Raw genomic sequence first — 25,672 nt, forward strand, 5'->3', positions numbered from 1 at the left:
TTAGACCACGAATCGGGGCAAAGGCACAAAACCCAGAGTCAGTGGCGAGTTAGTGCACAATATGTCGCAATAAACCTAGCAAAATCCCCACAAGGCATTGGTTATTTTTAACCCACTAACATTCTTAGCGCCGCATTAACCTTTGCTTTACAGCAAAAGCTTGATAGCCTCGAACTAAGATAGTTTCCGTAGGAGAAATAGATGGAATACAGACGCATACCGCATTCTAATCTCGAGGTGAGCAAAATCTGTTTAGGCACCATGACTTGGGGCGAACAAAATACCCAAGCCGAGGCCTTTGCACAGCTAGACTACGCCATCGGCAGTGGCATCAACTTTATTGATACTGCGGAAATGTACCCTGTGCCGCCAAAGCCGGAAACCCAAGGCGAAACCGAACGCATTTTGGGCCAATATATCAAGGCCCGTGGCAACCGTGATGACCTAGTGATCGCCACTAAGATTGCCGCGCCAGGTGGCAAGAGTGACTATATTCGCAAAAACATGGCGCTAGACTGGAACAACATTCACCAAGCAGTTGATGCCTCGCTCGAACGCCTGCAAATCGATACTATCGATCTCTATCAAGTGCATTGGCCGGATCGCAATACCAACTTTTTCGGGGAATTATTTTACGACGAGCAAGAGATTGAGCAGCAAACGCCGATCCTCGAAACCCTCGAAGCCCTCGCCGAAGTCATTCGCCAAGGTAAAGTGCGCTATATCGGTGTATCGAACGAAACCCCTTGGGGACTGATGAAGTATCTGCAACTGGCGGAAAAACACGGCCTGCCGCGCATTGTCACAGTGCAAAACCCCTATAACCTGCTCAACCGCAGTTTTGAGGTGGGCATGAGTGAAATCAGCCACCGCGAAGAGTTGCCACTACTGGCCTACTCGCCCTTGGCCTTTGGTGCCCTGAGCGGCAAATATTGTAACAACCAATGGCCCGAAGGCGCGCGCTTAACCCTGTTTAAACGCTTCGCCCGTTATACTGGTTCGCAAATGGCACTCGATGCCACAGCGGCCTACGTAGACTTAGCCCACGAGTTTAATCTATCCCCCGCGCAAATGGCGCTAGCCTTTGTTAATTCACGTAAATTTGTTGGCTCAAACATTATTGGCGCAACAGATTTATACCAACTGAAAGAAAATATCGACAGCTTAAAAGTCACCCTATCGCCCGAGTTACTCGTACGACTAAACCAACTATCCGATCAATTTAGATTACCTTGCCCTTAGTCGATAAGCAGGTTCAATAATGGAACGATGGCATCAGGTAAATACACCTGATGCCATTGATTTAATTGCAATAAACTCTAAGCCGTTATGCATTCCTTTTCTCGCTGTACCTATCTGGATATAGCTTAATTGAAACCTTATTCCTCTCTCACTGACGCTGCGTCATTAACCTCCCAAGCCACACCCTCAACGCAATCCCCAATCCTAGGTTACATTCGGATACAAAGTCCTTTTAAGAACTGAAATATAGTGACCCCACAGTCACTAGACAGCTATTTTAAGGATAGAAAATGAAAAAATTCTGCATTGTCATTACAAGTATTTTGATCTCCAGCCATGCTTTTGCAGAAAGCAATACTTACATTCGTAACGGTAATGTTTATAGTCATCAAAATCAGTTTTTTGCAGGAGTTGGTGTCGCAACTGGCAGCAAGTTTTACAAAGGACAAGATCACCAAACGGGTGCCTACCTCAATGGAGGCTACCATGGTGAGGACTTCAACGCCGATCTATCCGGAATTAACTATCGCTTTTTAGGAACAAATGATAGTGCTATCAATTTCAGCGTATTTGCGGTTGCTAACCCAGGGTTTGATGCCGATGATGCCGATATTTTAACTGGCATGAAGGATCGCAAATTCAGCGGCGATTAAGGCTTAAATGCGGACGTTCATTTAGGTGTGGGTACGCTATCAACCAAATTCCAACACGATGTGACAAATGTTTATAATGGTTTTCAGGCTGATATTACCTATTACCATCCCATTAATCTTGGCTTTGGGGATCTCGTTCCTTATGCGGGCGTGCATTACTTTAGTAAAGACTTTGCTAACTACTACACGGGTGTCAACTCATCCGAAGCAACTGTATTGCGCCCTGATTATCAGGCTGAAGGTACCTTCGCATATAAGCTAGGCTACACCTTGGTCATGCCTGTCACTCAGCATTTAGATATTACACAAGCCACAGGTTACTCGCTCATAGGTGCCAACATGGCCAATTCTCCGCTCATCAGCAGTCGTAATCAGTTGGCGACATACCTTGGTATTAGCTATAGCTTCTAAGTAATCTGACGAGACAAGACCATGATATCTATTAACAAAACGTTTTTATGTGCAGGATTAGCTCTGATGCTTTCAGCTTGTGCCACTTCCTATGATACCGAAAAGCAATTTTGGTCTTTCGGTAAGGGATTTGAAACCATACAAATTGCGCCCGATGGCTGGCAGATAAGCTTTGTTGGTAATACCAACACTGACCGTACATTAGCTCGTAAATACGTTATGCGTAAGTCGGCAGAGTTATGTAAGCAAGCGGGTTATCGCTACTTCACGTTTACTCACGAGCAAACAGATCGTGACGCCGTAGGCCAGTTTGGTGTAGGTGCAACCGCGAGTAAGGATATCCTGTGGGGAACATCGACAATGAATCACGAGACCTCTGTCATGGTCGAAGTCACAGGTTTACAAAGCAAGCCTGAAAATCCCCGTTCACGTATCTACGAAACGGATTACATACTGAATAATGTCGATGTAAACAGTTAATTGCCCATCCAAAGTGCATCAGCTCATGCTGGTGCACTTTAATCCCCATTATCCCCTATGCCCCCCCATACGCACACCCTGCTAAGGCATCGTTCCTAAAGCGTAAACGTTAGTGACATGCGAGCACCACCAAGCTTAGCAGAGCGCCCAATGCTTAATGGCGTGCCCATCCAACAGCCAATTCTATCGACAATCGCTAACCCCATACCATGACCTGCATTACCACGGCTATGCTGACCACGCACAAAAGGTTTAATCACTTGCAAAGACTCATGTTCATCAATCCCCGGACCATCATCTTCAACATGTAACCAAGTCGCGCCCTGCTCTACATCCAAGCTCAGCCGGATCGTCGATTTACCAAAACGCAGTGCATTACTGAGTAAATTATTAACCTGCATGGACAAGTAGTTAGGATCTGTTTTGACAACAAGTGGTGTGCAATAGGTAACCACTTCGACCGAAAAACCTGGATATTCTTGGCCTTGGTATGTGTCGAGCAACCATGCATTTAGCTCAATCGACTGCCAATCTGGCTCGATATTCGCTTCATCAAGGCGGGCATAGCTTAGCAATGTCATTACCAAGTCTTCCATCGTGTCCAAATCGCGGTTCAAGCGCTGGAAATACTTGACTCTAAGCTGCTCGCTTTGGGTTTCTTCCAATGCCTCAATACCAAATCTGAGCCGCGCAATCGGGGTTTTTAAATCGTGAGAAACGGCTCGACTGAGCAATTTGTTGTCATCAATCAACTGCTGAATGCGATCAGCCATGCGGTTGAATTCGTTTTCAATATTGCCTATATAAGAGGTTTTTTGGACTGGAATTCGCTGTTGTAAATCCCCCATGCCAAACGCTTGAGTCACTTTACTAAGATTAACTAGCTGACGGATTAAAGGAGATACCCACACCAACAAAATCACCACCAAACCACCATAAAAAAGCATGGTGTATAGCTTATTCAAGTCAAAGCTGACATCCGTCGGCGTAACAATATCAGTATTGATGTTCAATACTTGCCCTGTTTTAGGCAGTAAATAATGCAAGGAGATGCCGTCATCGGACTCGAGCAGAAGTGATTTTCCCGCATAAAACTCCGCTTTAAGGGCTGAGGGTAAGACGAAATCGGCTTCACTCACTAAAGACAGTTGCTCTGAATTTAGCTGGTTCCAATTTTCTATGACGCGATGCTGACTGGCACTGTCTTCATCTAGGGTTTTAGCCAACGTGCCGCCTAGCAGCTTTAATGCGGCGAGCTGAGTGGCTGGGATTTGCGTGTCATTATCAGGATCTAAAAGGCTGGCAAACTCACTTATCGACCATCCTAAGCTTGCAATAGAAACCAACACGACCAATACCAGAGAAGTGATTAATTTCTTCATCACTCCAGCTCAGCCTCGTCGCGGCAAAAAAGGTATCCCTTGCCACGGATGGTTTTCACTTTGTAGGGCAGGCTTGAAGCTTCCTGCAATTTTTTGCGTAAACGGGATATACGAATATCTACCGAACGATCCAAGCCATCGTATTCAAAGCCTCGCAACTCAGCGACTAACTCATTGCGACTGACAATCGTGCCCGCCTTGAGAGCCAGCAGCCACAATACATCGAACTCATTAGCGTTTAAATCCAGCAGCAGCTTATCAATAGTGACCGTTTTTGCCGTTGCATTAAGTAACATAGAATCAAACACTAACTGTTGTTTTTGTTCTTCATCCCCCACGCGACGTAATAGGGCTTTTATCCGCGCTAACAACACCTGCGGCCGGATCGGTTTAGTGAGATAATCATCAGCCCCTGCATCTAACCCGCGGATCTCATCACCGTCCTCAATACACGCCGTCATAAATAAAATCGGCCCAGAGTAAAATGCCCTCGCCTCCTTACACACATCGAAACCATTCTTAACGGGCATCATCACATCGAGTAATACTAAGTCCGGTGTTTCTTCAGCAATCATCTCCAAGGCAAAATCACCTTGGCTGGCGACCGTTACCCCATAGCCATGATCCAGTAAATAATCACTGATCCACTCTGCCAGTGAGATATCGTCTTCAACCACTAAAATGTGCTTTTCAGCTGACATATTAGAATAACCTCCAACCTGACTGGCTCTGCTTAGGGGCCTTATAAACCCATGTGACCACCACTTTGACTTGAGCGAGCGCTTGCACGTCATCATTGCGGATCAGAGTGAAAGTCGCCGTTTTATCCCCTTCAAAACTATATTGGTATTCCTGCAACCTATTACCACTCCAACAAATTAGCTGTTGCTGGCGATCCGTGAGGATAAGGCAATACTCACCACTCGCGGGTGTCTGCCAGCGAAATAAGACGTCTTGATAGCAGGTTTGCCCTTTATGTAGTGCAATACAACGCTCGGGAGTGGCAGTAAACATCACCGAATCGTCCTGACTCCAAGCAAAAAAAGGCGCATTCAGTAACACAAGCCATAGAAAGAATCGCTTCATGCTTTCTCCCTAAAACACATAGCTGATAGAGGCATTAAAGTACGATGCATAGCTAGCTTGATTAAAGGGACTGTCGGTTACCTCTTGGGACAACAGGTTGAAGCGATACATAGCTCGAAAGACAACATTCTCACTGATAGGATAGGCAACGCCTAGCTCCATACCATAGCTAAAAGAACTACTCGGACGATATTCGGGAAATTGCTCAGTAGCCTCTTCTTTACTGATACCAAAAAGATAGCGATTTAAGGTGGCAGAAGAATAGCCAACGCTCCCCAATACGTGAAAATTCCAGTTACGAACCTGCCAAGATTTACCCAATCTGGCAGTACTCTGAATACCTTGATCATCATAATAATCAGACACTAATCTGTACTGGAAAACGTAGTTATCACCCCAATAACGCGTGGCACGAAACCCTGCGCCAATGTAGAGAGAATCCTCTGAGAGTAAATAAGCATTGCGACCCGCTTCATCGAGCGTGCTGGGGTCCACATCTGACGGACGAGCCCATGACCCCTGTAAGTTCGCCAGTAACAGTTCTAAGGACCAATCCTCAGAGCTCCAAAGATTAACTCCAAGATTCACACCATCCTGAGATTGGTGAATCATCTCAATAAACAACCCTTTATACTGATACATACCACTGACCAACAGTGATAACTGCGCAGTACCGCCTTCTGCTTGTCGGACATCAACTTGATTGACCCCATAAACACTCATACCCAGCTCAAAATCACCTCCGTCATCGAAGCGATTTGCGACGCCATTCACGCTACTAGCAATATCTGATGCGGCAACGGTACCGGGAAGAATGCTCAGTATTAATATAAGAAGCCAATGAATATGCATGCCCATTTAATTCACATTTTTACTCGTTACGTTGCGCTACATATTACAACAGTTTGTTAGAAAGTGTGGGTTTTAGGAATATTTGGGTAACCATTTGACTGATTTTTTAGGTAACACAAAGTACGTCTAATCCCCTTATTTTGCATAAGCTGGCTAAACCGCACTGCAAGCTAAGCCTATGCGGCCCTGAGGGAATATAGTGCAACTCATTGAACTGTTTTTCTTTCATTAAATCCTTTGTACGCATATCGATACATTACCCGACCAGCTTGCTACCATAGCTTATACGATTGGGCTCAACATCAAGGAACAAAGATGAAACAGACTATTGTCCATATCGCACTCGTAGTAAGAGACTACGATGAGGCGATTGATTTTTATGTTAATAAACTCAAATTTGAATTGATTGAAGACAGTTATCAACCCGAGCAAGATAAACGCTGGGTTGTGGTTGCGCCGCCTAATTCCCATGGTACCGCCCTACTATTAGCCAAAGCCTCCAAACCCGAGCAGGAATCATTTATCGGTAATCAAGCCGGAGGACGGGTGTTTTTATTCTTAAATACCGATGATTTTTGGCGCGATTATGAGCATATGCGGTCAATAGGAATTCACTTTATTCGCGAGCCACAAGTGCAAGATTACGGCACTGTAGCCGTATTTGAAGATCTCTATGGCAACCGTTGGGATTTATTGCAGCTCAGCCCTCATCACCCCATGGCGAAAAGATGTCAGTAACTATGTGATTGAATAAAAAGTAAATCAGCCTTTCCCTCATTTAGCAATCATACTCTGCATCGACACCGATGCAGTAATGGTAAGTATCGCTAGTTACGACCAAATACTCGGATTTCGATGCAATAAAAACAAAAAAGCGAAGCCATTTGGCTTCGCTTTTCCCCAGAAACTAGCTGAGACTAAGTTACCAAAATTTCCACCATGGCTTTTCACGCTGCAAAGGCATAGGAGCTTGAGTCTCTTTAGTCGCCGGAGTCTCAGGCATTGGCACCCAAGAAGAGGTATCGACACCTTTAATCCCCATATCCAAAGAGGAGGAATTTCGACACCTGTATCTGTCACTCAAATAAGGGTTAGCATATAACTCAACTAAACCGTATGGCACTAAATTTTTATCATAAAAGGAGAGTTCCGCAATACCTGAAAATGATTCCGCCGTTCGGGTAAAACATTGATTAAAGGTAATGGCGTCCTCATCCGGATCATTTAAGAAAAATACCTCTAAAGGATGCATTGAAAGGTAGGGATATTTTAAGTCTTGTAGATCACTAACGGCTTTGGCCCAATATTCTTCTGCTATTGCTTCATGTCCACAAAACTCAACAAACAAGTGCTTGCTAGCAATAATATTTGCTAAGGCTCTTTCTTTGGTTGTACAAGGAGCCATAAATTTAAATACACCGGGCTCATCTTCATCACTGGTGTAATTGTATTCAGCAGGTTGGAGATCCGCTGCCTCAAAACAAAAAAACCAAGCCGCAGGAATTTGATTACTACCAGTAGCAACAACATCGTAAGGTTCTGCTTTTTCGATTAAAGTTTCGACACAACCACTCATTAACTCAGAGTTAATTAGGTAAGCATTATTTGCCATTTATTATTTCCATAATACAAAATATTTTATCATCAGCTGAAAATCAGCTTATTTATAAAGCAAAGAAAATTATTAAATTTACAGAATTAAAGACTTATAAAACCATTCAATTAATCACTTTTAATTTGTATTTATAATATGCCAAGGCATTGATTGAAAATAGTATTCAGAACTCACATTTATGAACTATAAAAAGTAAAAAGCGAAGCCATTTGGCTTCGCTTTTTGTTTACTTAATAACCGTTTATTTCATCAGCCATGCGCGGTAAGACTTACCCTTAATGCGGCCGCTGGTGATCTTGCTCAGTGCCTTTTTAGCCACTTTACGGTTTACCGCCACATAAGCGCGGTAGTCGGTCACGAGGATCTTGCCCACCTGCGTACCCTCAATGCCATTATCACCCGTCAGGGCGCCAAGAATATCACCAGGGCGAAGCTTCTCTTTTTTACCGCCATCGATTTGCAGAGTGATCATGGTTGGTGCATTAGGCGCACTGCCAAGCAAGCTTAATGATGGCAGTGATTCACTGGTAATTTCTCGATCTAAGTACTCTTCTAGCAAGGCAATCTTGTAGCCGTCTTGATCGTTATAAAAGGTATAAGCAGCGCCTTTACTGCCCGCACGGCCAGTACGGCCGATACGGTGAATGTGCACTTCGGTATCGTAGGCCACATGGTAGTTAAATACGGCATCTAGCGCATCGATATCTAAACCACGGGCGGCCACGTCGGTAGCCACCAGCACGCATGCGCTCTTGTTAGCAAATTGCAACAGGGTTTCGTCCCTATCGCGCTGTTCTAAATCGCCGTGCAAGGCCAAAACACTAAAGCCTAAACCCTCGAGTTCGTCGGCCACTTTTTGCGTTTCACGCTTGGTATTACAAAACACCACTGCGCTTTCTGGCTTATGTTCTAACAGTAATAATTGCAGCGCTTGCATGCGCGACTTATCGTCATCTAACTGATAAAAATGCTGTTCGATGGTATTTTTTTCATGGGTAACCGCGGCCTTAACCATCACAGGGTTATACATGATTTGTTTAGCAATCGATTGAATTTGCTCAGGGAATGTCGCACTAAACAGCAGCGTTTGGCGCTCGCGTGGTGACTGTTCAATAATGGCATCGAGCTGAGGTTGGAACCCCATTTCGAGCATGCGGTCAGCTTCATCAAGCACTAACATATTCAGATGACTTAAATCTAAACGATTGCGGTCTAAGTGATCGACAATCCGACCTGGGGTTCCCACAATAATATGGGCACCATGCTCTAAAGAGCCAATTTGTGGCCCCATTGGCACACCACCACACAGGGTTAATACTTTCACGTTGTGTATACCGCGGGCCAGAGTACGGATCTCCTGCGCCACTTGGTCGGCCAACTCGCGGGTTGGGCATAGCACTAAGGTTTGAATGCGAAAACGCTTAACGTCTAATTTATTTAGTAAACCTAGACCAAAGGCCGCCGTTTTACCTGACCCCGTTTTACCCTGACCTATCACATCCTCACCCGCTAAAATAGCTGGCAAGCTTTGCGCCTGAATGGGCGTCATCTCGTTGTAGCCCATAGAAGAAAGGTTCTCAAGCAGTTCGGTTTTTAGCTTAAGGGTCGAGAAAGCCAGTGATGGAGTTGGCTTAGTATCTGAATTGCTCAAGGCGAATATCCTGTGGTGGGTAACGAAGCGGCTGCTAGGTTACTAAAATTGCGTTACTTATCGATTAAACGGGTTTATCAAGATTCAGGTTTACGTAAGGCAAGAATTCAATTCTGCGCTCGCTCAACCCAAAAGTACCGCTATTGTAGCAACAACGAGCAGCTTTTACCTCAAGTCCTTAAACTCAAGTCCTTAAACAATCGAAATCGTCTGCGTAAACCGCAATAAAAAAAGCCCTGCAAGGATACAGGGCTTTGGTTTTAATCAGCACGGCAAACTTAACAGATTAAGCGATTTGGCCAAAACGCCCTTCTTGATAATCGCGAATCGCCTGCTGAATTTCCGCTTGGGTGTTCATCACAAAGGGGCCCATCTGCACAATTTTTTCACGAATCGGTTTACCCACAAACAGTAACATGCCCGCACCGCGATCATCGGCCTTAAGCTGCAATGGCGTTTGGCTATCGAGCACTAAAAACTGGCCTTCATTGAATGACCACTGTGAGCCTTCGCCCTTACTCAAGCCACCTTGGTAAAGATAGAGGGCGGCAAACTCATGCTTGGATAAATCGAGCAGCGCTTCACCATTAGCGTTAATCATCAAGTCGGCAATCGCCGCTTCGCCCGCTAATCCTTGGATGGTGGCACAGATGGCGCTCTTACCCGCAAAAGCCCAATCACCCGCCAAGGCTTTAAGGGTTGCGCCTGTGTCATTAGTGGTTTCAACGCTTGGGATTGAAGCCGTATCCTGATACGTCGCGGGGCGCAGTTTATCTTTCGCGGGCATATTGACCCAAATTTGGAAGCCATGCAGACCATTGAGTGCATCGGCCAGCGGCATTTCGGAATGCACCACGCCGTAACCAGTGCTCATCCACTGCACATCGCCAGCACGAATCGCTTTGACGTTACCCATCTGATCGCGATGCTCAAATCCGCCCTTACGGATATAGGTAAAGGTCTCCATCCCACGGTGCGGATGCGGTGGAAAGCCACCAATAAAATCCTGTTTATCATCGGATTTAATCTCATCCATCATCAAAAACGGATCAAAATGGGTAGTGACAAAGTCCGCCACACGGCGAATATTCACCCCGTCGCCATCCATCGCAGGTTTAGCAGAAAACTGGCCTAAGACTTTCATTTCATGCTCCTAACTCGTAAGGCATTAGCCTGTGCACTCGCTATCTCTTGGCTCCCAAAATGACAGGGTGAAACTGTGGCAATGCTGATGGTGGCAGAATAACAAGGAAATTTGCAAAAGAATAACGCGAAATCACGGTCTAAACATTCGAAAAAATGGAACGGTAGGTTGCTGATACCCACTCATACAGGCTTGCCATGATGTTTACTCACCGACACGGTGAATAGAAACCTAGGTTTTCTGAGATTATGAACGAGAACCATGGATGGCGAACTGGACTTTAAACACAGATGTTGTTCAAGTCCGTTTGTGGATGCAGGGCCGCCCCGTCCATGGGGCGGACGGTCGTCTCGCTAATCACCATGGCTCACCTTTTGACATTAGCGTAACCTGTAGATTTAAAAGCCTTACGCAACATGCTTTGGGACAGAAAGCGTCATAGACCCTTTGCTCTAACTCTTCAGTTTTGGATTAAAATTTCTATAGAGATAACTCCGCATTTAGTGACTTGTCCACAGCAATGCTTTGTTAGCTTGACGAATTTCCACCAATGGCAAGAGTTTCAACAACTTTTTCTTGATAAGATTTAATTGAGGGAAAACTATCGACATTAATAAATAGTTTCATTAATTCTTCTTTCTTTAAATTTTCTATGTTTGATCCTCTGTAAATAATCGGTGAAATTTTACTTTTATTTTCTCCATCGGAGAGCATTAAATTTAATTTTATTACGCGAGAAAGCTCTTCTTGATAAAGAAAAAACTGCCTCAAGTGCGTATCCATAACTTCAGCCTTACCGGCTTGATTTACTGTTAAGACCTCATCAATGAGTCGGTTTAGCCTAGAGCGTGACTTAACTGCATCATCCATAACATCAATCCAACTTTCTTTTGATTCAGAAAGCAAGTTTATAAAATACAAAGTCCTAGCCTTGTTATAATTAATAAATCCAGGCCACATTACATCCTCGCACGATATCTTAAGCGCCCGATCAAACTGTTCACATGCAGATCTCAAATACATTAGCAATTCTTCAATAACTGAAGGCGATAAAGAATCAATATTTGATCTAACAGAATCAAGTCCATCAATCGAAAGGATATCCCTAGCCCCCATGCTCAAAGACTCTTTAAGCAAGTGCATGCCTTTTTTATTGTAATACAAACCTAGGTAGTTATGATAAATAGTTTTTGTGACCGGATTTCTCAGAATAGGACCTCGCACATGAAGAAGATCTGCATGGATGTTGAAGTTGCCATTAGCTACAAAACTTTGATAAGAAACTACGGCTTTGAAAAGCTTGATAGTTTCAATAATTTGTATGGAGTTACCTTTACTAATAGATTGTAGAATATCACGTTGCTTATCTATGTCTTTTAATATCTTATCCATTCGCTTTTTATAGCGTTTTTTGTCAGTGTCAGCAGCATTGAAAACTGCGGGAAACAATACGATTAGATCAATTAAATACTGCAATGTGTCTGCGAAAAGCACTGCCGTATTGGAGTCTCTTTTTAATTTTCGCTCTATCGATTCAAACAACTTCTCATCTAAATCCTTTTCGTTTTTAGATTTATATTGACTTATAAGTTCTGGCAGAGAAGTTACATATCTTTCGTTATCCAGAATATTGCCATCCATCTTGCTTATATTGTTTACACTGTCGATGGAGGTGTACGTGCGAACAGCGATAAATAAGGCCAACAATGCAATACAAAACCCCACAATTGATATAGTGAAATTCAGTAGGTCCTTGCCTTCCCTCAAGTAATATACCCATATTGCTAGACAGCCCGAAAACAGGACAAGCAAAAAAATGGTTATGTATAAGATATTGGTTCTTTTCATTAATGACCTAATGCATTGAGAGTATTATGAGATATCAAGCTTACGCTGTGGTTTGGGATAGGAACGAAAGTAAATCCAGCCACCCAATATAAACCAATAACATAATGCACTTTCAGTTTGCATACAACCTGCTCGGGCTCAAATGGTTTGAATGGGAGTAATCAACAATCGCGAGAAAGCATCTAAGGCAATAAATTGCGCAGTTAAATCTGGCCACCCATTTTAAATCAATAACATAATGTACTTTCGGTTTGCCTACAACTTGTACGAGCTAAAATGACTTGAGTGGGAGTCATCAACGTCGTAGGGACTGCATGTAAGACAATAAATTGCGCTAATCTCTTTCAAAAATGGTGTATTTCAGACGAGGTAAGTCATCCCATAGCGCTTGGGAAGTGTTCTGGATGGGGCTTTTGAAATGATGTCAGTCGTTGTCAGTTACTGTTAAAGTGCTGGCAGCATTTAGCAAAATGCCGTCGTCGCTTTTCTAAGTGTTCGCAGTAATCGGTCAGTTCTTGCAGTGTGCCCACAGGGCCATGAAATAACTTGCCAAATTCGGTTGTCAGTTTGAGCCAATTGTCACGGGGAATATTTAATCTGTTCAGTATCTTGGCGCTATTTTCACTGATGTGTCCACGTTTATCATTGCGAATAATTCGGCCGGTATCATCTACCAATTCGAGGTAGTCCGTTAATGAAAACGCAATGCCATTGGGTTGGTTGTCGCACTCGTTACCAATAAAAGGCAGGAGATTGCTTGGCTGCTCACCTTTTAATGCGGCCCGAATACGTAGTTGAATACTGGTATGGTCGGATTGTTCTGGTGTATCAGTCAGTTGCGCTCTGATGGGATTCAAATCAACATAAGTCATACAGGCTAAAACGGCAGCGTCATCAAGTAAAGCCTGTGACTTAAAGCGACCTTCCCAGAAACGACCTGTGCAGTTATCTTCTTGATTTGCTTGCCTTGCTATCGGTTCATTAAGGCAGCGCATAAACCATGAAATATCACATAATCGACTGCGATAAATGGCGATTGAATGCTTTAACCTACTAACCTCATGGGCCTCGACCAACTCACCTTTAGCGAATTTTTGCGTTAATTCATCACCTTTAAAGAACTTATGCCATTGCTCAAGCACCTTCCTACCGCTCCAGCGGTTTGCTGTCTCTATATCAATACGTAACACCACATGCAGATGATTGGACATCACCGCAAAGGCCTCAACATCAATAGCAAAAACTGCTTCTAGTTCAAACAGTAGCTATTCTACCCAAGCGCGACGATGGTCATAATTTTTTCCAGAATAAACATCATCGCCGCATAAAAAGGCACGCCGAACAACGCGGCTACAACAATGGTAATAAGGTGTGTCTTCAAGACTTATCTGAGTTCTGCGAGGGCGCGGCATACAAACCTCCTTGTTTAATGCTTAACCAAAGCATAGTCGGAGGTTTATTGAAACGCCATTAAGGTTGGGTGTCCGAGTTAAATTTGGGTGTCCGAGTTAAATTTCGAGGTGAAGGTTTATATGTGTCAGGATGGAGTGATTTTCATGAATTTACCATTGATGTATTTATAAAGATGAATGACATCAAGGTGCTGGTGTTGATGAAAACATTTCCAAAATGAATAAAGTCCCTTCTTTTCTTGTTTTGGTGATGGCCAAAAGCCTAAATAAAAATTATTGGTTTCATAAGCATTTGATTTTAATATGGACTCCGCATATTCAAGACGACCTGCTATATATTTATTAATGCCTCCGGTAGTCGTTTGGTTTAGGCCGTTAAGGTATAGCTTTACGTCAGAGTTGATGTGTAAGATTTTCGCAAAATCTTCGTCAAAAGATTTTTTACTTGTATTACTTTCTGACTCTAAGGCAAATGCTATTTTTTGTATGAAGGAGTTTTTTGTTTTTACAATGCAGCAATCTAGTAGCCATTCACCAGGTTTCTTTACGAAATAATCATCCACTTCTATGGTTTTTAATGCGTGCTCTGCATCAAAAATAGTTTGGTGTATGGACTTAGAAACCTCATGAACAAAAATTGTTGATATGAGTTGATTGGATATTGTTTCCTGTTTGTGGAATTTTTCCTTCGCGTTATAGAAGCCAGCGTTTATAGCTTGTAATAATTTTTGGTCCATCGTTGTCTCGGTATTTTGGAAAGAGCTTAATGCGAAAAAATTTGGCCATCCATTTTAGATCAACAACATAATGCACTTTCGGTTTGTCTACAACTTATACGAACTAAAATGGGGTAAATGAGAGTCATCAAAAGTTGAAGGGCTAAAGCTAAGGCATAAAATTGAGCTAATTCATTAAAAAATGGTGTATTTGGCACTGGGCCAAAAGGCGTCATCCAACCAAATCTAAAACTTGGATAGCCCTTAAATACTTCGTCAATCGAAAAGGCCGGTGGCAATTTCACGGTTGGCAGAAGCTCTTGGGGATGGATTGTCAGTTCAATCTCTTCCAAATAGCCAAAGTGCCTATCGAGAGACATGTGAAAATCCGAAGTTCAGCAACCCCATTTGACCCTCAATACCAAGAATACTTGGCGAAGAGAAAGTCCAAAAGGCTAGCTCGCAACTCTTGGAATGAACCTGCTCTGACTGCTTTATAAGTTGCTGGGTATCAAACGATGCTTTTGTGGAGGCTTGAGCCGTATGCAGTGAAAGTTGCACGTACGGTTCTTAGGGAGACTGCACTTGGTAACAAGTGTCGTCCACCCGACAATAGCTTTTTTAGCTAAACGACCAGCAGAAGTGTTAGTTAAGATTGGCATTGTTGCACCAGTGACCGTTGGCGACATGGATGTCGCCGTCGAGCCTATATGGATATATTCACGGCGTGTCACTGGGGAAGCAATGACAATTAATGCGTAATGCGCGTAGCTCAACTGTCTTGCTTTGGGGCAAAAACATTTTATCAAAGGCTGCGTATTGATGGGATTGCTGCCATTTAGTGTGATTCTTAATTGCTTGGTATAAGACTGTATTACTCTCTAACAGTAGCAAACAGCAGCAAATGGCGAAATCTCGTATCAGGCTTTTGTTAGCATAAAAAACGGGATTGGCATATTAAGGCCCATCCCGTTTTTATGACTCTACACTTTGCCGTTATAAGGGGCTAAATCTCTAAGACTAAGCTAAGTCTATATTTGTCAGTTTAACGCTTATTGACTCAGTTTTGGTGTGCGCGGCGGAATAATGCGCCTGTTACCTGTTGACTCAAATGCACCGGCAAATTTAAGCAGATTATTATCGTCGTAGGCACGGCCCGCAAAGGTCAAACCCACTGGCATGCCAATATCAGCCATCACGCCCATAGGCACAGTCACAGTTGGTACGCCTAAGTGGCGAATCGCTAAGTTACCATTTGCCACCCAAACCCCGTTACTCCACGCAATATCGGCAGAAGCTGGATTCACATGGGCATCGGCTGGCCCCACATCGGCCACCGTTGGGAACAGCACGGCATCAAGCTGTAGTTCGTCCATCCAGTCTTCAAGATCCAGCTTACGGGTCTTTTCTAAACCACGCAGACCATCGGGAATACTGTCGATCTGATCGAAGGATTTAAGGCCACGCTTAGCCATGTTGACGTACTCTTCCATACCTGCCGCTAAGTCACCTTCACGATTTGGCAAGGTGCCAAGATCATGGGGGAATATCAAATGCCCCACCACATCTTCAAGCTTGTTGAGTTTAGGGTCGTTGTTAGCCCGCAGGAATTCATCGAACGCCCAACCTGAGAGTTCCCATAACTCATCATGCAGGAACTGAGGTGTAACGATACCACGGTTAAACACCGTCGGCGCACCAGGGCGGTCGCCTTCGCAATTGGAAACCAGCGGAAAATCCACTTCAACAACTTCGGCGCCAGCGGCTTCCAAGGCTTTACGCGCGGCTTCCCACAGATCGATCACCGATTGGCGGGTATGGATCCGTTGACCCGTTGGGCCGCCAATACCCGGGTTTTCGCTGGTGCCAGCCAATTCATCTTTATTGATGTACATGCGCGGCACACCAAAACGCTTACCCTTAAGCGTATCGGCGCTAGCCGCCAGCGCTAGATAGGATTCTGGGCGAACTGTCGATGCTTTAGGGATTTTAACCCAAGGTTGTAGACGCCAGAGATCGCCACGGGTGATTGGGTCGTCGGCCACAATCACATCGAGCACTTCGAGCATATCCGCCATTGTGCGGGTATAGGGCACAACCACATCCATGGTCGGGGTTAGCGGCCAGTTACCACGCACGGAAATCACGCCGCGAGACGGCGTATAGGCGCATAAACCATTATTGGACGCAGGGCCACGACCGCTCGACCAAGTTTCTTCGGCAAGACCGAAAGCTGAATAACTTGCCGCAGTGCCCGTGCCCGCCCCATTGGAAGAACCCGAAGCAAAGGGTGCAGTAAGATAATCAGCATTGTATGGACTTTCGGCGCGGCCATAGTGACCACGCTGCATGCCGCCATTAGCCATAGGTGGCATATTGGTTTTGCCTAGGCAAATGGCACCCGCGGCGCGTAGGCGCTCGACGGCAAAGGCATCGTACTGGGCCACTAAATCTTTAAAGGCTGGGCTGCCAGACGCCGCCGTCAGTCCCTTCACCAAATAGCTATCCTTAGCGGTGTAAGGAATACCATCGAGCGGGCTTAAGGTTTCACCTCGAGCGCGGCGCGCATCTGAGGCTTCAGCTTCTTTCAGCGCATCGGGATTGTGCACCACTAACGCATTGAGCTTAGTTTTTGTCGCAGGGCCGTCATAGGCCTCAACCCGCGCGAGATACGATTTCACCAACTCCACTGCGGTAGTACGGCCAGATTCGAGCGCTGCACGCAGCTCGGCAATGGAAACTTCAGTCACTTCAAACATCTTACGCCCTCCAGCAGAAAACCAATTGTGGTGCAATAACAGTGACATCAAGCGTCATTCTGTTCTCCTTGGTGTACTTACTTTCCAGAAGGGATCTGCTGGGTAATACAGTGGATATTGCCGCCACCTAATAAAATCTCCCGCGCGGGCACACCCACAATCTTGTGCTCAGGGAAAATGTCCTGCAGTTTTTGCGCGGCGATATCATCGGTTGCAGGGTCAAGCAGCGGGAATACGATGCGATGATTGGTGATTAAAAAGTTCACATAAGAACCCGCTAAACGCTCACCTGCCGTACGTGGCACACCAGTGCCTTCAGTAACACCTTTTGATTCTTCTTCGCTGCAATACAGCGGCCCTGGTTGTGGCAACAGATGGATTTTTAACTTACGACCTTGGGCATCCACGGTATTTTGCAGCACTTCGAGCGCGGCTTTTGAACGTGGATATTGTGGATCCGATTCATCATCAGTCCAGTGCAGAATAACCTCACCAGGACGGGCAAAACAGCACATATTGTCGATATGGCCATCGGTCTCATCCATATAAACGCCATCTTGTAACCAGATAAACTGCTTAACATTCAAATAGTCACGCAGTAAGGCTTCAATCTGTTCTTTTGTCAGTTCAGGGTTACGATTGGCGTTGAGTAAACATTCGGCACTCGTCATACAGGTGCCTTCACCATCGACATGGATGGAGCCACCTTCAAGGATCAGCGGCGCGCGATAACGGGCAAAGCCATGCTGTGCAAGCATTTGCTGCGCGACTTGCTCGTCCTTATCCCATGGAAAGTACAAACCACCGTTATGGCCGCCCCAAGCATTAAAGCCCCAGTCAACACCGCGGCATTCGCCCTCGGCATTAACGACCACAGTAGGTCCTGTATCGCGAGCCCAGCAATCGTTACTGTCCATTTCAACCAAGGTGACGTGGGATGGCATAACCGTTTTGGCTTGTGCTAAAAAGGCTTCAGGGACACCCATATACACTGGCGTTGCCGCGCCAATCGCATCGGCCACCTTAGCGAAAGTCGCCTGAGCATACGCACCCGCAGCGCGCCAGTTATCAGGACGATAGGGCCAAATCATCCACACAGCTTGCTGCGCCGCCCATTCGGCGGGCATATAAAAACCATCTTGTGATGGCTTAGTCGTTAACGGCGTGACATCCACATTCACGTTTGTCATGAGTTTTGTCTCCAGTAATGCTGAAATCGATAAGGGTGTACGCCCCTAAAATAGGACGACAGAATACAGTTATATCAGCCCCACAACGATGCGAGGGCCATTGGCAGCGGTTAATAAAATCTCTTACATACTTTGGCAGTACGTGTTTGGCGCTTCATAAAGATGAGCCTAGTCGGGTTTAAACACCCCAATGACAGCGCCCGTGGCTTTTTCGGTCACTTTGATATCGGTTTGCTGCTCACGATAATCACAGTCAGTACATTCTACGGTTTCGATACCGTTTTCTTTAAACAGCAAAATGCTGTCTTTCGCGCCGCACTTAGGGCATTTTGCGCCAGCAACAAAGCGTTTTTTTATTTTAGTGGTCATGATACAAACCTATAAATGGCTACGCGCCCAGCGATAAGCGAATCATCGGCGTTAAGGCGAAAATGTGGCGCTATTTTGCCATACTGCCCAGCTATTGCCAGTCCTTGAATAAACTTGTGCTGCCATACTCCCTGACCACGCGGTAGATCGCTATCGCACTAGGCCATAAAAAGTCGAAGAAATACGCAGCAACTCGGCCTAAGTTGTGGTTTGCCATGAGCTTGTACGTTATCATCACAACCCTTACTCATTCATGATATGACCAAGTTGTAGTTAATGATCAGCATCAACCAAGCACAATTAATCCGTGGTAGCAAAACCCTGCTCGACGAAGCCTCTCTGACCATTTATCCCGGCCATAAGGTCGGCCTAGTGGGCGCCAACGGCACGGGTAAATCCTCACTGCTCGCATTAATTATGGGTCACCTGAGCTTAGATAAAGGCGAGTTTAGTATGCCTTCGGGTTGGCAGATTGCCAGCGTCGCCCAGGAAACCCCTGCACTCGAAATGTCTGCACTTGAATATGTGCTTGATGGCGATAAAGAATATCGCCAGCTTGAGGCTGATCTGCACATTGCACAGGAACATAATGATGGCCATGCCATTGCGACCTTGCACGGTAAAATCGATGCCATTGGCGGTTATGCTATTCGCGCCCGCGCCGGAGCCCTGCTTGCAGGTTTAGGCTTTAGCGAAGCAGAGCAAAATAACCCAGTGAAAAGCTTTTCGGGCGGTTGGCGGATGCGCTTAAACCTTGCCCAAGCACTGCTATGCCGCTCGGACTTACTGCTGCTCGACGAACCGACCAACCACTTAGACTTAGATACCATGTATTGGCTCGAAGGTTGGATTAAGTCCTATCAAGGCACGCTGATTTTAATCAGCCACGATAGGGATTTTATCGATGAAATCGTTGATGAAATCGTTCATGTCGAAAATCAAAAACTCAACTTCTACAAAGGCAACTACAGTGCCTTTGAACGCATCCGTGCTGAACGTATGGCACAGCAACAGGTCGCCTTTGAACGCCAACAAAAAGAACGGGCGCATATGCAGTCTTTTGTTGACCGCTTCCGCTACAAGGCCAGTAAAGCCAAGCAAGCGCAGAGCCGCTTAAAGGCGCTAGAGCGGATGACTGAGCTGTTACCATCTCAAGCAGATAGCCCGTTTTATATGGAGTTTCGCCCGCCTGAAGCCTTGCCCAATCCGCTGATTAAGATGGAGCAAGTGGCCGTTGGCTATGGCGATAAGCAAATCCTCAGCAAAGTGCATTTAAACTTAGTGCCCGGTGCGCGCATTGGGTTGCTCGGCCGTAACGGTGCGGGTAAATCAACCCTAATCAAGCTGTTATCGGGCCAGTTATCACCGATGACCGGATTGTATGAGCCCAATCCCGGCCTGAATATCGGTTACTTTGCCCAGCATCAAATTGAATTTTTACGCTTAGACGATACGCCGCTGCAACATTTAGTGCGCCTTGCGCCTAATGCCCGCGAGCAGGAATTGCGTAACTTCCTCGGTGGTTTTGGCTTTAATGGCGATATGGCACTCTCGCCAGTGCGCCCCTTCTCTGGTGGCGAAAAAGCCCGTTTAGTGTTGGCATTATTGGTATGGCAACGGCCCAATCTGTTGCTGCTTGACGAACCAACCAACCATTTAGATTTAGAGATGCGCCATGCGCTCACTATGGCATTGCAAACCTTTGAAGGTGCTATGGTGATTGTATCGCACGACCGCCATTTATTGCGCTTAACCTGTAGCGACTACTATTTGGTTGACCAAGGTGAAGTACAAGCCTTTGATGGCGATCTTGACGATTACCACCAATGGTTGCTCGACGCCGCGAAAGCAGCCAATGCCAACCAAGCAGCCAACAGCGATGACACCAAACCCGCTGTCGATAAGAAGCAGCAAAAGCGCTTAGAGGCTGAGCTACGCCAAAAAGTGTCGCCCCTTAAACGGAAACAAGCCAAGTTAGAAATTGATCAACAAAAACTCAGTGAGCGCCTTGCCGAGTTAGAACACCTGCTCGCCGATGGCGAGTTATATGATCAAGACAATAAAGCCAAGCTCACCTCGGTACTGAATGAGCGCACCAGCTTGACACAGACGCTAGAAGAAAGTGAAATGCAATGGCTTGAGCTACAAGAAGAAATTGATGCAATGGAACTTGAGTTAATGGGCCAATAATCGGTCTGCTGTCGCCTAATAGACAAGTAAGCCGTATGTCGGATGTAACCCCGCTAGACTGCCAAATTTGGCATTGGTGTGATATGAGCTATGGGCAAAACAAAGTGCTTTGCCTTGAGCTTCAAGATAATTGTCAGGTAAATGTGAATCTATTACTGCTAGCGCAGTATTTAGATCTCACCAGTGATGTGGCGGGACCTCGGGAATATTCAACCGAGCAATGGCAACAACTCGTCAATGCAGTATGGGAATGGGATGAAAAGTTTCTCACCCCCTATCGCCGTCTGCGTCGTCTCGCCAAAGCCAGCCTGAATGCAGCAGAATATCAGCAAATGCTCGATGTTGAGTTGATGATGGAACGCAAGGCGCAGCGCACCATTTTACATGCCATCAATGATTTATCGCCTAGCGGTCAACAAACTAATCTCGTGAGTTACCTCGCGCTATTTGGTTTATCCGCTGCGGATGTTACTGCGCTAGATCTTATCGCACCTTAACTGGCCTCACGCACAGCCTACTTAGTGCGAGCTTGAGGATAACGCTGGCAGTTATCCTCAATGTTAAGCCAGCTCAGCTGCTGCTCAGTATAAATATGGTAATTAGGCTGCACTGAATTTGGATCATCTAAGCTGGCGATCGTTAGGGTGAGATAGTTGGGATACTCAGTGTGCCTAAAGGTCAGTGAGCAGCCACATTGGGCGCAAAATCCGCGTCTTACATATTCTGATGAGGCAAACTCAGTGATGTTGCCCTTAAGCCATGTCACCTGCGACACGTTAAAATCCATCCAAGCACCAAAGGCTGCCCCAATACTCTTTTGGCACATGCGGCAGTGACAATAATCCGCATCGAAGGGCTTGCCCTCAATCCGATAACGAATCGCTCCGCATAAACAACCGCCCTCTTGCAAGATCTTAGACATATCCATTAACCCTCATCAAACAGAGCAAAAACCTAATACATTAAGTTACCTTGATTATCTTGTATAACTGACCAGTCAAGACAGCTCATTACGCATCAATTTCTTGCTGCAATTTTTCCAGCTCATCTAAAATATGCAGAAATTTTTGGCCAAACTCCGTCACTTGATATTCGACCCGCGGTGGTAATTCGTTATAAATGACCTTATCTAAAATGCCAAATTCAATGTTCTTTTTTAAACATTGATTCAATACCTTAGTGGAGAGTCCCTCGACTGAGCGCACCATTTCTCCAGGCCTTTGGATCCCATTGGCCAACAACTGATAAACCGTTAATGACCATTTGCAACCATAAATCGTCTCGACCATTCGGGCTGAGCGCTCAGGCGGCGATTTGCGAGAAATAATTTTTTCATTGTTACTCATAAAGATGTACCAAAAAGTACCTGCCTAACCAATTTGTACTTACTGTTCAGATAGTTATTGAGTCCATAAGATTACCACCTTGATAATACATAGGAGTAGCAAATGCAATTTAATACCTCAAATCTGGCCATTATTATTGGCGGTAGTAGCGGCATCGGTTTTGAAACCGCTAAACAACTGGTCAAGCAAGGCGTACCAGTGCTTATCGTGGGTAATCAACAAGAAAAACTCACCGCCGCCGTCGCTGCACTCAAACAGGAAAATACAATCCCCGAGTTACAGGTCGAGGGGTTTCAAGCCAACCTTTACCAAGCGGCGGATCTTAATCGACTCATTACACACATCAACCAACTCGAGCATAAGGTCGGCTATCTCGTCAATGCGGCGGGGTATTTCAATCCCAAATCCTTTATTGACCACACTGAAGCCGATTACGAACTGTATATGGGGTTAAATAAAGCGCTGTTCAGGATTACCCAAGCCGTGACCCACAAGATGATCGATGCTGGCGGTGGTAGTATAGTGAACATAGGGTCGATGTGGGCAAAACAAGCGGTTAAAGCCACGCCTTCGTCGGCGTATTCGATGGCCAAAGCCGGGTTACACGCATTAACCCAACACTTAGCGATGGAACTGGCGGACAAGCATATTCGCGTCAATGCGGTTTCACCTGCGGTGGTCAATACGCCAATCTATAACGCTTTTATTCCAAAGGAAGAGCGAGACCAAGTGCTTGCAAGCTTTGATGCTTTTCATCCAATTGGACGAGTCGGCACTCCTGCCGATGTGGCAAATAGCGTGTGCTTTTTGTTATCCAATGATACCAGCTGGGTAACAGGTGCAATTTGGGATGTTGATGGCGGCGTGATGGCAGGACGCAACTAAATTCGCGAGTTAATGCATTGCGAGCGACACATAACTAATCATTAGAAAAGGTTAAATCAGGTCTAACACCATGCTTAATATGAACTTTAGTGAACGTATCGTTATTGATACTGAGCAGCAACCTTGGTTGCCAAGCCCTGCTCAAGGGGTGTGGCGTAAACCACTGGAGCGGGAGGCTAAGGAATCAGGGCACACCACCAGCATAGTCAAATATGACGCGGGCTCGCAGTTTACGACCCACCAGCATCCGCAGGGCGAAGAAATCCTTGTGCTCGAAGGGGTATTTTCCGATGAAAATGGTGATTATCCCGCGGGCAGTTATCTTCGCCATCCCCCCGGGAGCCAACATGCTCCCTTTAGCCAAACAGGTTGCGTGATTTTCGTAAAACTTAACCAATTCGATCCGCGGGATCTCGAACTGATCAGAATGAATACTCAGCAGACACCATGGTTACCGGGTATTGGTGGCTTACAAGTCATGCCGTTACACGAGTTCGAGCACCAACATACCGCATTAGTGAAATGGCCTAAGGGAGAAAAATTTCAACCCCATCGGCATTTTGGTGGCGAAGAAATCTTAGTGTTATCGGGCAAGTTTCAAGATGAGCTAGGTGAATATCCACGCCACACATGGATACGCAGCCCCCATATGAGCGGCCATTTTCCTTTTGTCGAAGAGGAAACCATTATCTTAGTAAAAACTGGCCATTTACCCATTAGCGCCATGTAACGCTAGCAGACGACTCATTAGGCTTAGACCGCATAAGTGTTAGCGACTGACTTATGCGGCCAAGGAAATATCAGCCTTTGCCATCGGTGAGCTTTTGCGCCAGCGCGGTGGCATTGCGAGCGGTAATACCATAAATCGACAACTGTGGGTTTGCACCTAAGCTGGTCGGGAAGATAGAACCGTCCATCACCGACAGATTATCCAAATAATGTGACTGCCCATAGCTATTGACCATAGAGAGCTTTTCATCTTCGCCGAATGGACAGCCACCCATCACATGGGCCGAGGCCACTACCGTCTTTAGCGGCGCTAAGTCCATTTGGGCTATGCTCTCTTTCGCTTCCTTCCATGACGACAAATAGGGCATACCATCGCTGATAGGCAGCACTTTTAATGCGCCTGCCGAAAATTGCAATTCGGCCATGCTGGTATAGGCTCGCCGCACAGCCCGCCAAAAGGCGTCGGTTAGTGGATAGTCCAAACTAAAGCCCGTTGGGGTTAAATGCACTTGTCCACCTTGACTGTCGGGATGATAACCGTCGCGAACCAAGGCGATAGTCACCTGCAACTGATTAAACTGCGCCATCAACTCAGCATGGCTTAATCCATAACCTATGGTCTTAGAGGCGATCAAAATCGGATGCACTGGCGGCACTTCGAGCTTGTAACCTAACTCGCCATCTGCGCCATTTTTCCAAACAAACTCATCGGAATAGATAGATTGAGGTGCGCCGCTGTGGGCATTAATCGCATCGGCAAATACGCCGCCAGAAAGCACAGTGGGATGTAAAAAGGTTCGTTTGCCCAATAACTGGTAGGGATCGGGCACCTCAGAGCGCATCATTAAGGTCGGCGTGTGGATAGCGCCAGCGCTCAAAATATAGTGTTTGGCTTTAAACAGCAGCTCAACCGCAGTCGGCCTTAAATTAACGTCGAGCGCCTGTGCCTTGAGGGCAAAGACTTGGCCATTATGATGTTCAATCTTAACGACTTTGGCACGGCTAATCAGCTGTGCGCCTTTCTCTAATGCACTCGGAATTGTCGTTACTAGCATCGACTGTTTGGCATTGACTGGGCAGCCCATCCCGCAATAGCCAGTATTCCAGCAGCCCGCCACATTGCGTTTAATGACGGTATAATCCCAACCTAGATTGATACAGCCTTGCTTGAGTGCGCCGTTATTACGGTTAGGTTCATAATTCCATTCGTGGATATTGAGCCGCTGCTCCATCTGCTCGAACCAAGGCGCGAGGGTTTCAGGATCGAGTCCGGCTACCGATTTATGCTGTGCCCAAAAGGCTAAGGCTTCCTTTGGTGTACGAATGGAGGTGGTCCAATTGATGGTCGTCGAGCCCCCCACGGCGCGACCTTGGAAAATACCAATCGCTTTATCGGCGGTTTTCATCGCCGCCGCCTGTTGATACAAATTCGGATACGCGACCCGCTCCTCCATATTAAAATCGCTGGAGGATTTAAGCGGTCCCGCTTCAATCATGATCACACTGAGCCCAGCTTGGGTGAGGATCTCCGCCGCTACGCCGCCGCCTGCGCCCGTGCCCACAATCACCACATCGGCTTCAAATTGTTGGTTTTCTTGCAGCTGACTGGCATCGGTATGTAACCAACCGGAATTTAAGCCTGTCACTATGGGATCTATGATTGCCACTTGGAATACTCCATCTTCACATTATTGTTATTATTAGAAATTTGG

At 45.9% G+C, this 25,672-nt stretch carries 23 protein-coding genes and 2 pseudogenes; 8 read left to right on the top strand and 17 right to left on the bottom strand.

All coding sequences use genetic code 11. From position 1 onward, the window contains the following. Positions 1-201: 201 nt before the first annotated feature. The 3 genes and pseudogenes from JM642_RS16535 to JM642_RS16545 all read left to right on the top strand — a co-directional run bounded on the left by JM642_RS16535 (position 202) and on the right by JM642_RS16545 (position 2,786). Complete coding sequence (locus tag JM642_RS16535) at positions 202-1,242, top strand: NADP(H)-dependent aldo-keto reductase (protein ID WP_203432173.1); 1,041 nt, start codon at positions 202-204, stop codon at positions 1,240-1,242. Between the two features lie 290 nt (positions 1,243-1,532). Continuing rightward, positions 1,533-2,306: pseudogene (gene ompV / locus JM642_RS20525) on the top strand (outer membrane protein OmpV). 21 nt (positions 2,307-2,327) lie between these two features. Beyond that, on the top strand, positions 2,328-2,786 hold the full coding sequence (locus JM642_RS16545; RefSeq protein WP_203432174.1) for a hypothetical protein: 459 nt from the start codon (positions 2,328-2,330) through the stop codon (positions 2,784-2,786). Positions 2,787-2,881: 95 nt separating this feature from the next. On the opposite strand, the gene JM642_RS16550 is transcribed toward JM642_RS16545, so the two are convergent. The 4 genes from JM642_RS16550 to JM642_RS16565 are packed head-to-tail and all read right to left on the bottom strand — an operon-like array spanning position 2,882 to position 6,112. Continuing rightward, entirely contained in the window at positions 2,882-4,168 is a 1,287-nt protein-coding gene (locus JM642_RS16550) for an ATP-binding protein (RefSeq protein WP_203432175.1), read from the bottom strand. Then, positions 4,168-4,869, bottom strand: coding sequence for a response regulator transcription factor (locus tag JM642_RS16555; RefSeq protein ID WP_172587358.1), 702 nt, complete (start codon positions 4,867-4,869; stop codon positions 4,168-4,170). Before JM642_RS16555 ends, JM642_RS16550 begins: the two co-directional genes overlap by 1 nt. Before the next feature lies 1 nt (position 4,870). Then, on the bottom strand, positions 4,871-5,254 hold the full coding sequence (locus JM642_RS16560; RefSeq protein WP_144374820.1) for a DUF3019 domain-containing protein: 384 nt from the start codon (positions 5,252-5,254) through the stop codon (positions 4,871-4,873). A 9-nt stretch (positions 5,255-5,263) separates the two neighbouring features. Next, on the bottom strand, positions 5,264-6,112 hold the full coding sequence (locus JM642_RS16565) for a MipA/OmpV family protein (RefSeq protein ID WP_203432176.1): 849 nt from the start codon (positions 6,110-6,112) through the stop codon (positions 5,264-5,266). A 309-nt stretch (positions 6,113-6,421) separates the two neighbouring features. Here JM642_RS16565 and JM642_RS16570 point away from each other — a divergent pair, with 309 nt between their 5' ends. Further along, positions 6,422-6,844 (top strand): VOC family protein, encoded by a 423-nt coding sequence (locus JM642_RS16570; RefSeq protein ID WP_037429007.1) that lies wholly within the window; start codon positions 6,422-6,424, stop codon positions 6,842-6,844. A gap of 184 nt (positions 6,845-7,028) precedes the next feature. Here JM642_RS16570 and JM642_RS16575 read toward each other — a convergent pair whose 3' ends face one another. From JM642_RS16575 to JM642_RS16620, 10 genes and pseudogenes are all read right to left on the bottom strand, one after another. Further along, positions 7,029-7,718 (bottom strand): hypothetical protein, encoded by a 690-nt coding sequence (locus JM642_RS16575; protein WP_172587357.1) that lies wholly within the window; start codon positions 7,716-7,718, stop codon positions 7,029-7,031. Between the two features lie 244 nt (positions 7,719-7,962). Next, positions 7,963-9,372, bottom strand: a complete 1,410-nt coding sequence (dbpA, locus tag JM642_RS16580) for an ATP-dependent RNA helicase DbpA (RefSeq protein ID WP_170919379.1) — start codon at positions 9,370-9,372, stop codon at positions 7,963-7,965. A 286-nt stretch (positions 9,373-9,658) separates the two neighbouring features. Next, positions 9,659-10,516, bottom strand: a complete 858-nt coding sequence (locus JM642_RS16585) for a pirin family protein (protein ID WP_172590322.1) — start codon at positions 10,514-10,516, stop codon at positions 9,659-9,661. A 528-nt stretch (positions 10,517-11,044) separates the two neighbouring features. Then, positions 11,045-12,364, bottom strand: coding sequence for a hypothetical protein (locus tag JM642_RS16590; protein ID WP_203432177.1), 1,320 nt, complete (start codon positions 12,362-12,364; stop codon positions 11,045-11,047). Between the two features lie 434 nt (positions 12,365-12,798). Further along, positions 12,799-13,776 (bottom strand): annotated as a pseudogene (locus tag JM642_RS16595) (transposase). 125 nt (positions 13,777-13,901) lie between these two features. Next, on the bottom strand, positions 13,902-14,513 hold the full coding sequence (locus JM642_RS16600) for a hypothetical protein (protein WP_203432178.1): 612 nt from the start codon (positions 14,511-14,513) through the stop codon (positions 13,902-13,904). Positions 14,514-14,572: 59 nt separating this feature from the next. Next, entirely contained in the window at positions 14,573-14,845 is a 273-nt protein-coding gene (locus JM642_RS16605; RefSeq protein ID WP_203432179.1) for a hypothetical protein, read from the bottom strand. Positions 14,846-15,544: 699 nt separating this feature from the next. Next, positions 15,545-17,251, bottom strand: a complete 1,707-nt coding sequence (locus tag JM642_RS16610) for an amidase (protein WP_172587717.1) — start codon at positions 17,249-17,251, stop codon at positions 15,545-15,547. A 77-nt stretch (positions 17,252-17,328) separates the two neighbouring features. Next, positions 17,329-18,441 (bottom strand): agmatine deiminase, encoded by a 1,113-nt coding sequence (aguA, locus tag JM642_RS16615; RefSeq protein ID WP_203432180.1) that lies wholly within the window; start codon positions 18,439-18,441, stop codon positions 17,329-17,331. A 168-nt stretch (positions 18,442-18,609) separates the two neighbouring features. Further along, the gene (locus tag JM642_RS16620) at positions 18,610-18,810 is read right to left on the bottom strand and encodes a YheV family putative zinc ribbon protein (RefSeq protein WP_011071175.1); all 201 of its coding nucleotides are present in this window, start codon (positions 18,808-18,810) and stop codon (positions 18,610-18,612) included. A gap of 276 nt (positions 18,811-19,086) precedes the next feature. Here JM642_RS16620 and JM642_RS16625 point away from each other — a divergent pair, with 276 nt between their 5' ends. Both JM642_RS16625 and JM642_RS16630 read left to right on the top strand, forming a co-directional pair. After that, positions 19,087-21,000, top strand: a complete 1,914-nt coding sequence (locus JM642_RS16625) for an ABC transporter ATP-binding protein (protein ID WP_203432181.1) — start codon at positions 19,087-19,089, stop codon at positions 20,998-21,000. A 35-nt stretch (positions 21,001-21,035) separates the two neighbouring features. Further along, positions 21,036-21,497: a DUF2390 domain-containing protein gene (locus tag JM642_RS16630; protein ID WP_203432182.1), complete on the top strand. Its 462-nt coding sequence runs from the start codon at positions 21,036-21,038 to the stop codon at positions 21,495-21,497. Positions 21,498-21,514: 17 nt separating this feature from the next. Here the strand turns inward: JM642_RS16630 and JM642_RS16635 are convergent, their stop codons facing one another. Both JM642_RS16635 and JM642_RS16640 read right to left on the bottom strand, forming a co-directional pair. After that, the gene (locus JM642_RS16635) at positions 21,515-21,922 is read right to left on the bottom strand and encodes a GFA family protein (protein ID WP_203432183.1); all 408 of its coding nucleotides are present in this window, start codon (positions 21,920-21,922) and stop codon (positions 21,515-21,517) included. An 88-nt stretch (positions 21,923-22,010) separates the two neighbouring features. Then, on the bottom strand, positions 22,011-22,346 hold the full coding sequence (locus JM642_RS16640; protein ID WP_203432184.1) for a helix-turn-helix domain-containing protein: 336 nt from the start codon (positions 22,344-22,346) through the stop codon (positions 22,011-22,013). A 102-nt stretch (positions 22,347-22,448) separates the two neighbouring features. Between JM642_RS16640 and JM642_RS16645 the strand changes: the two genes are divergently transcribed. Beyond that, on the top strand, positions 22,449-23,231 hold the full coding sequence (locus tag JM642_RS16645) for an SDR family oxidoreductase (RefSeq protein ID WP_144346679.1): 783 nt from the start codon (positions 22,449-22,451) through the stop codon (positions 23,229-23,231). A gap of 70 nt (positions 23,232-23,301) precedes the next feature. Continuing rightward, the gene (locus tag JM642_RS16650) at positions 23,302-23,961 is read left to right on the top strand and encodes a cupin domain-containing protein (protein WP_055648274.1); all 660 of its coding nucleotides are present in this window, start codon (positions 23,302-23,304) and stop codon (positions 23,959-23,961) included. A 70-nt stretch (positions 23,962-24,031) separates the two neighbouring features. Here the strand turns inward: JM642_RS16650 and JM642_RS16655 are convergent, their stop codons facing one another. Next, positions 24,032-25,627: a GMC family oxidoreductase gene (locus JM642_RS16655; protein WP_203432185.1), complete on the bottom strand. Its 1,596-nt coding sequence runs from the start codon at positions 25,625-25,627 to the stop codon at positions 24,032-24,034. Positions 25,628-25,672 lie beyond the last annotated feature (45 nt).

Origin of the sequence: Shewanella sp. LZH-2, from assembly GCF_016859145.1 — a bacterium.
Taxonomy (GTDB): domain Bacteria; phylum Pseudomonadota; class Gammaproteobacteria; order Enterobacterales; family Shewanellaceae; genus Shewanella; species Shewanella xiamenensis.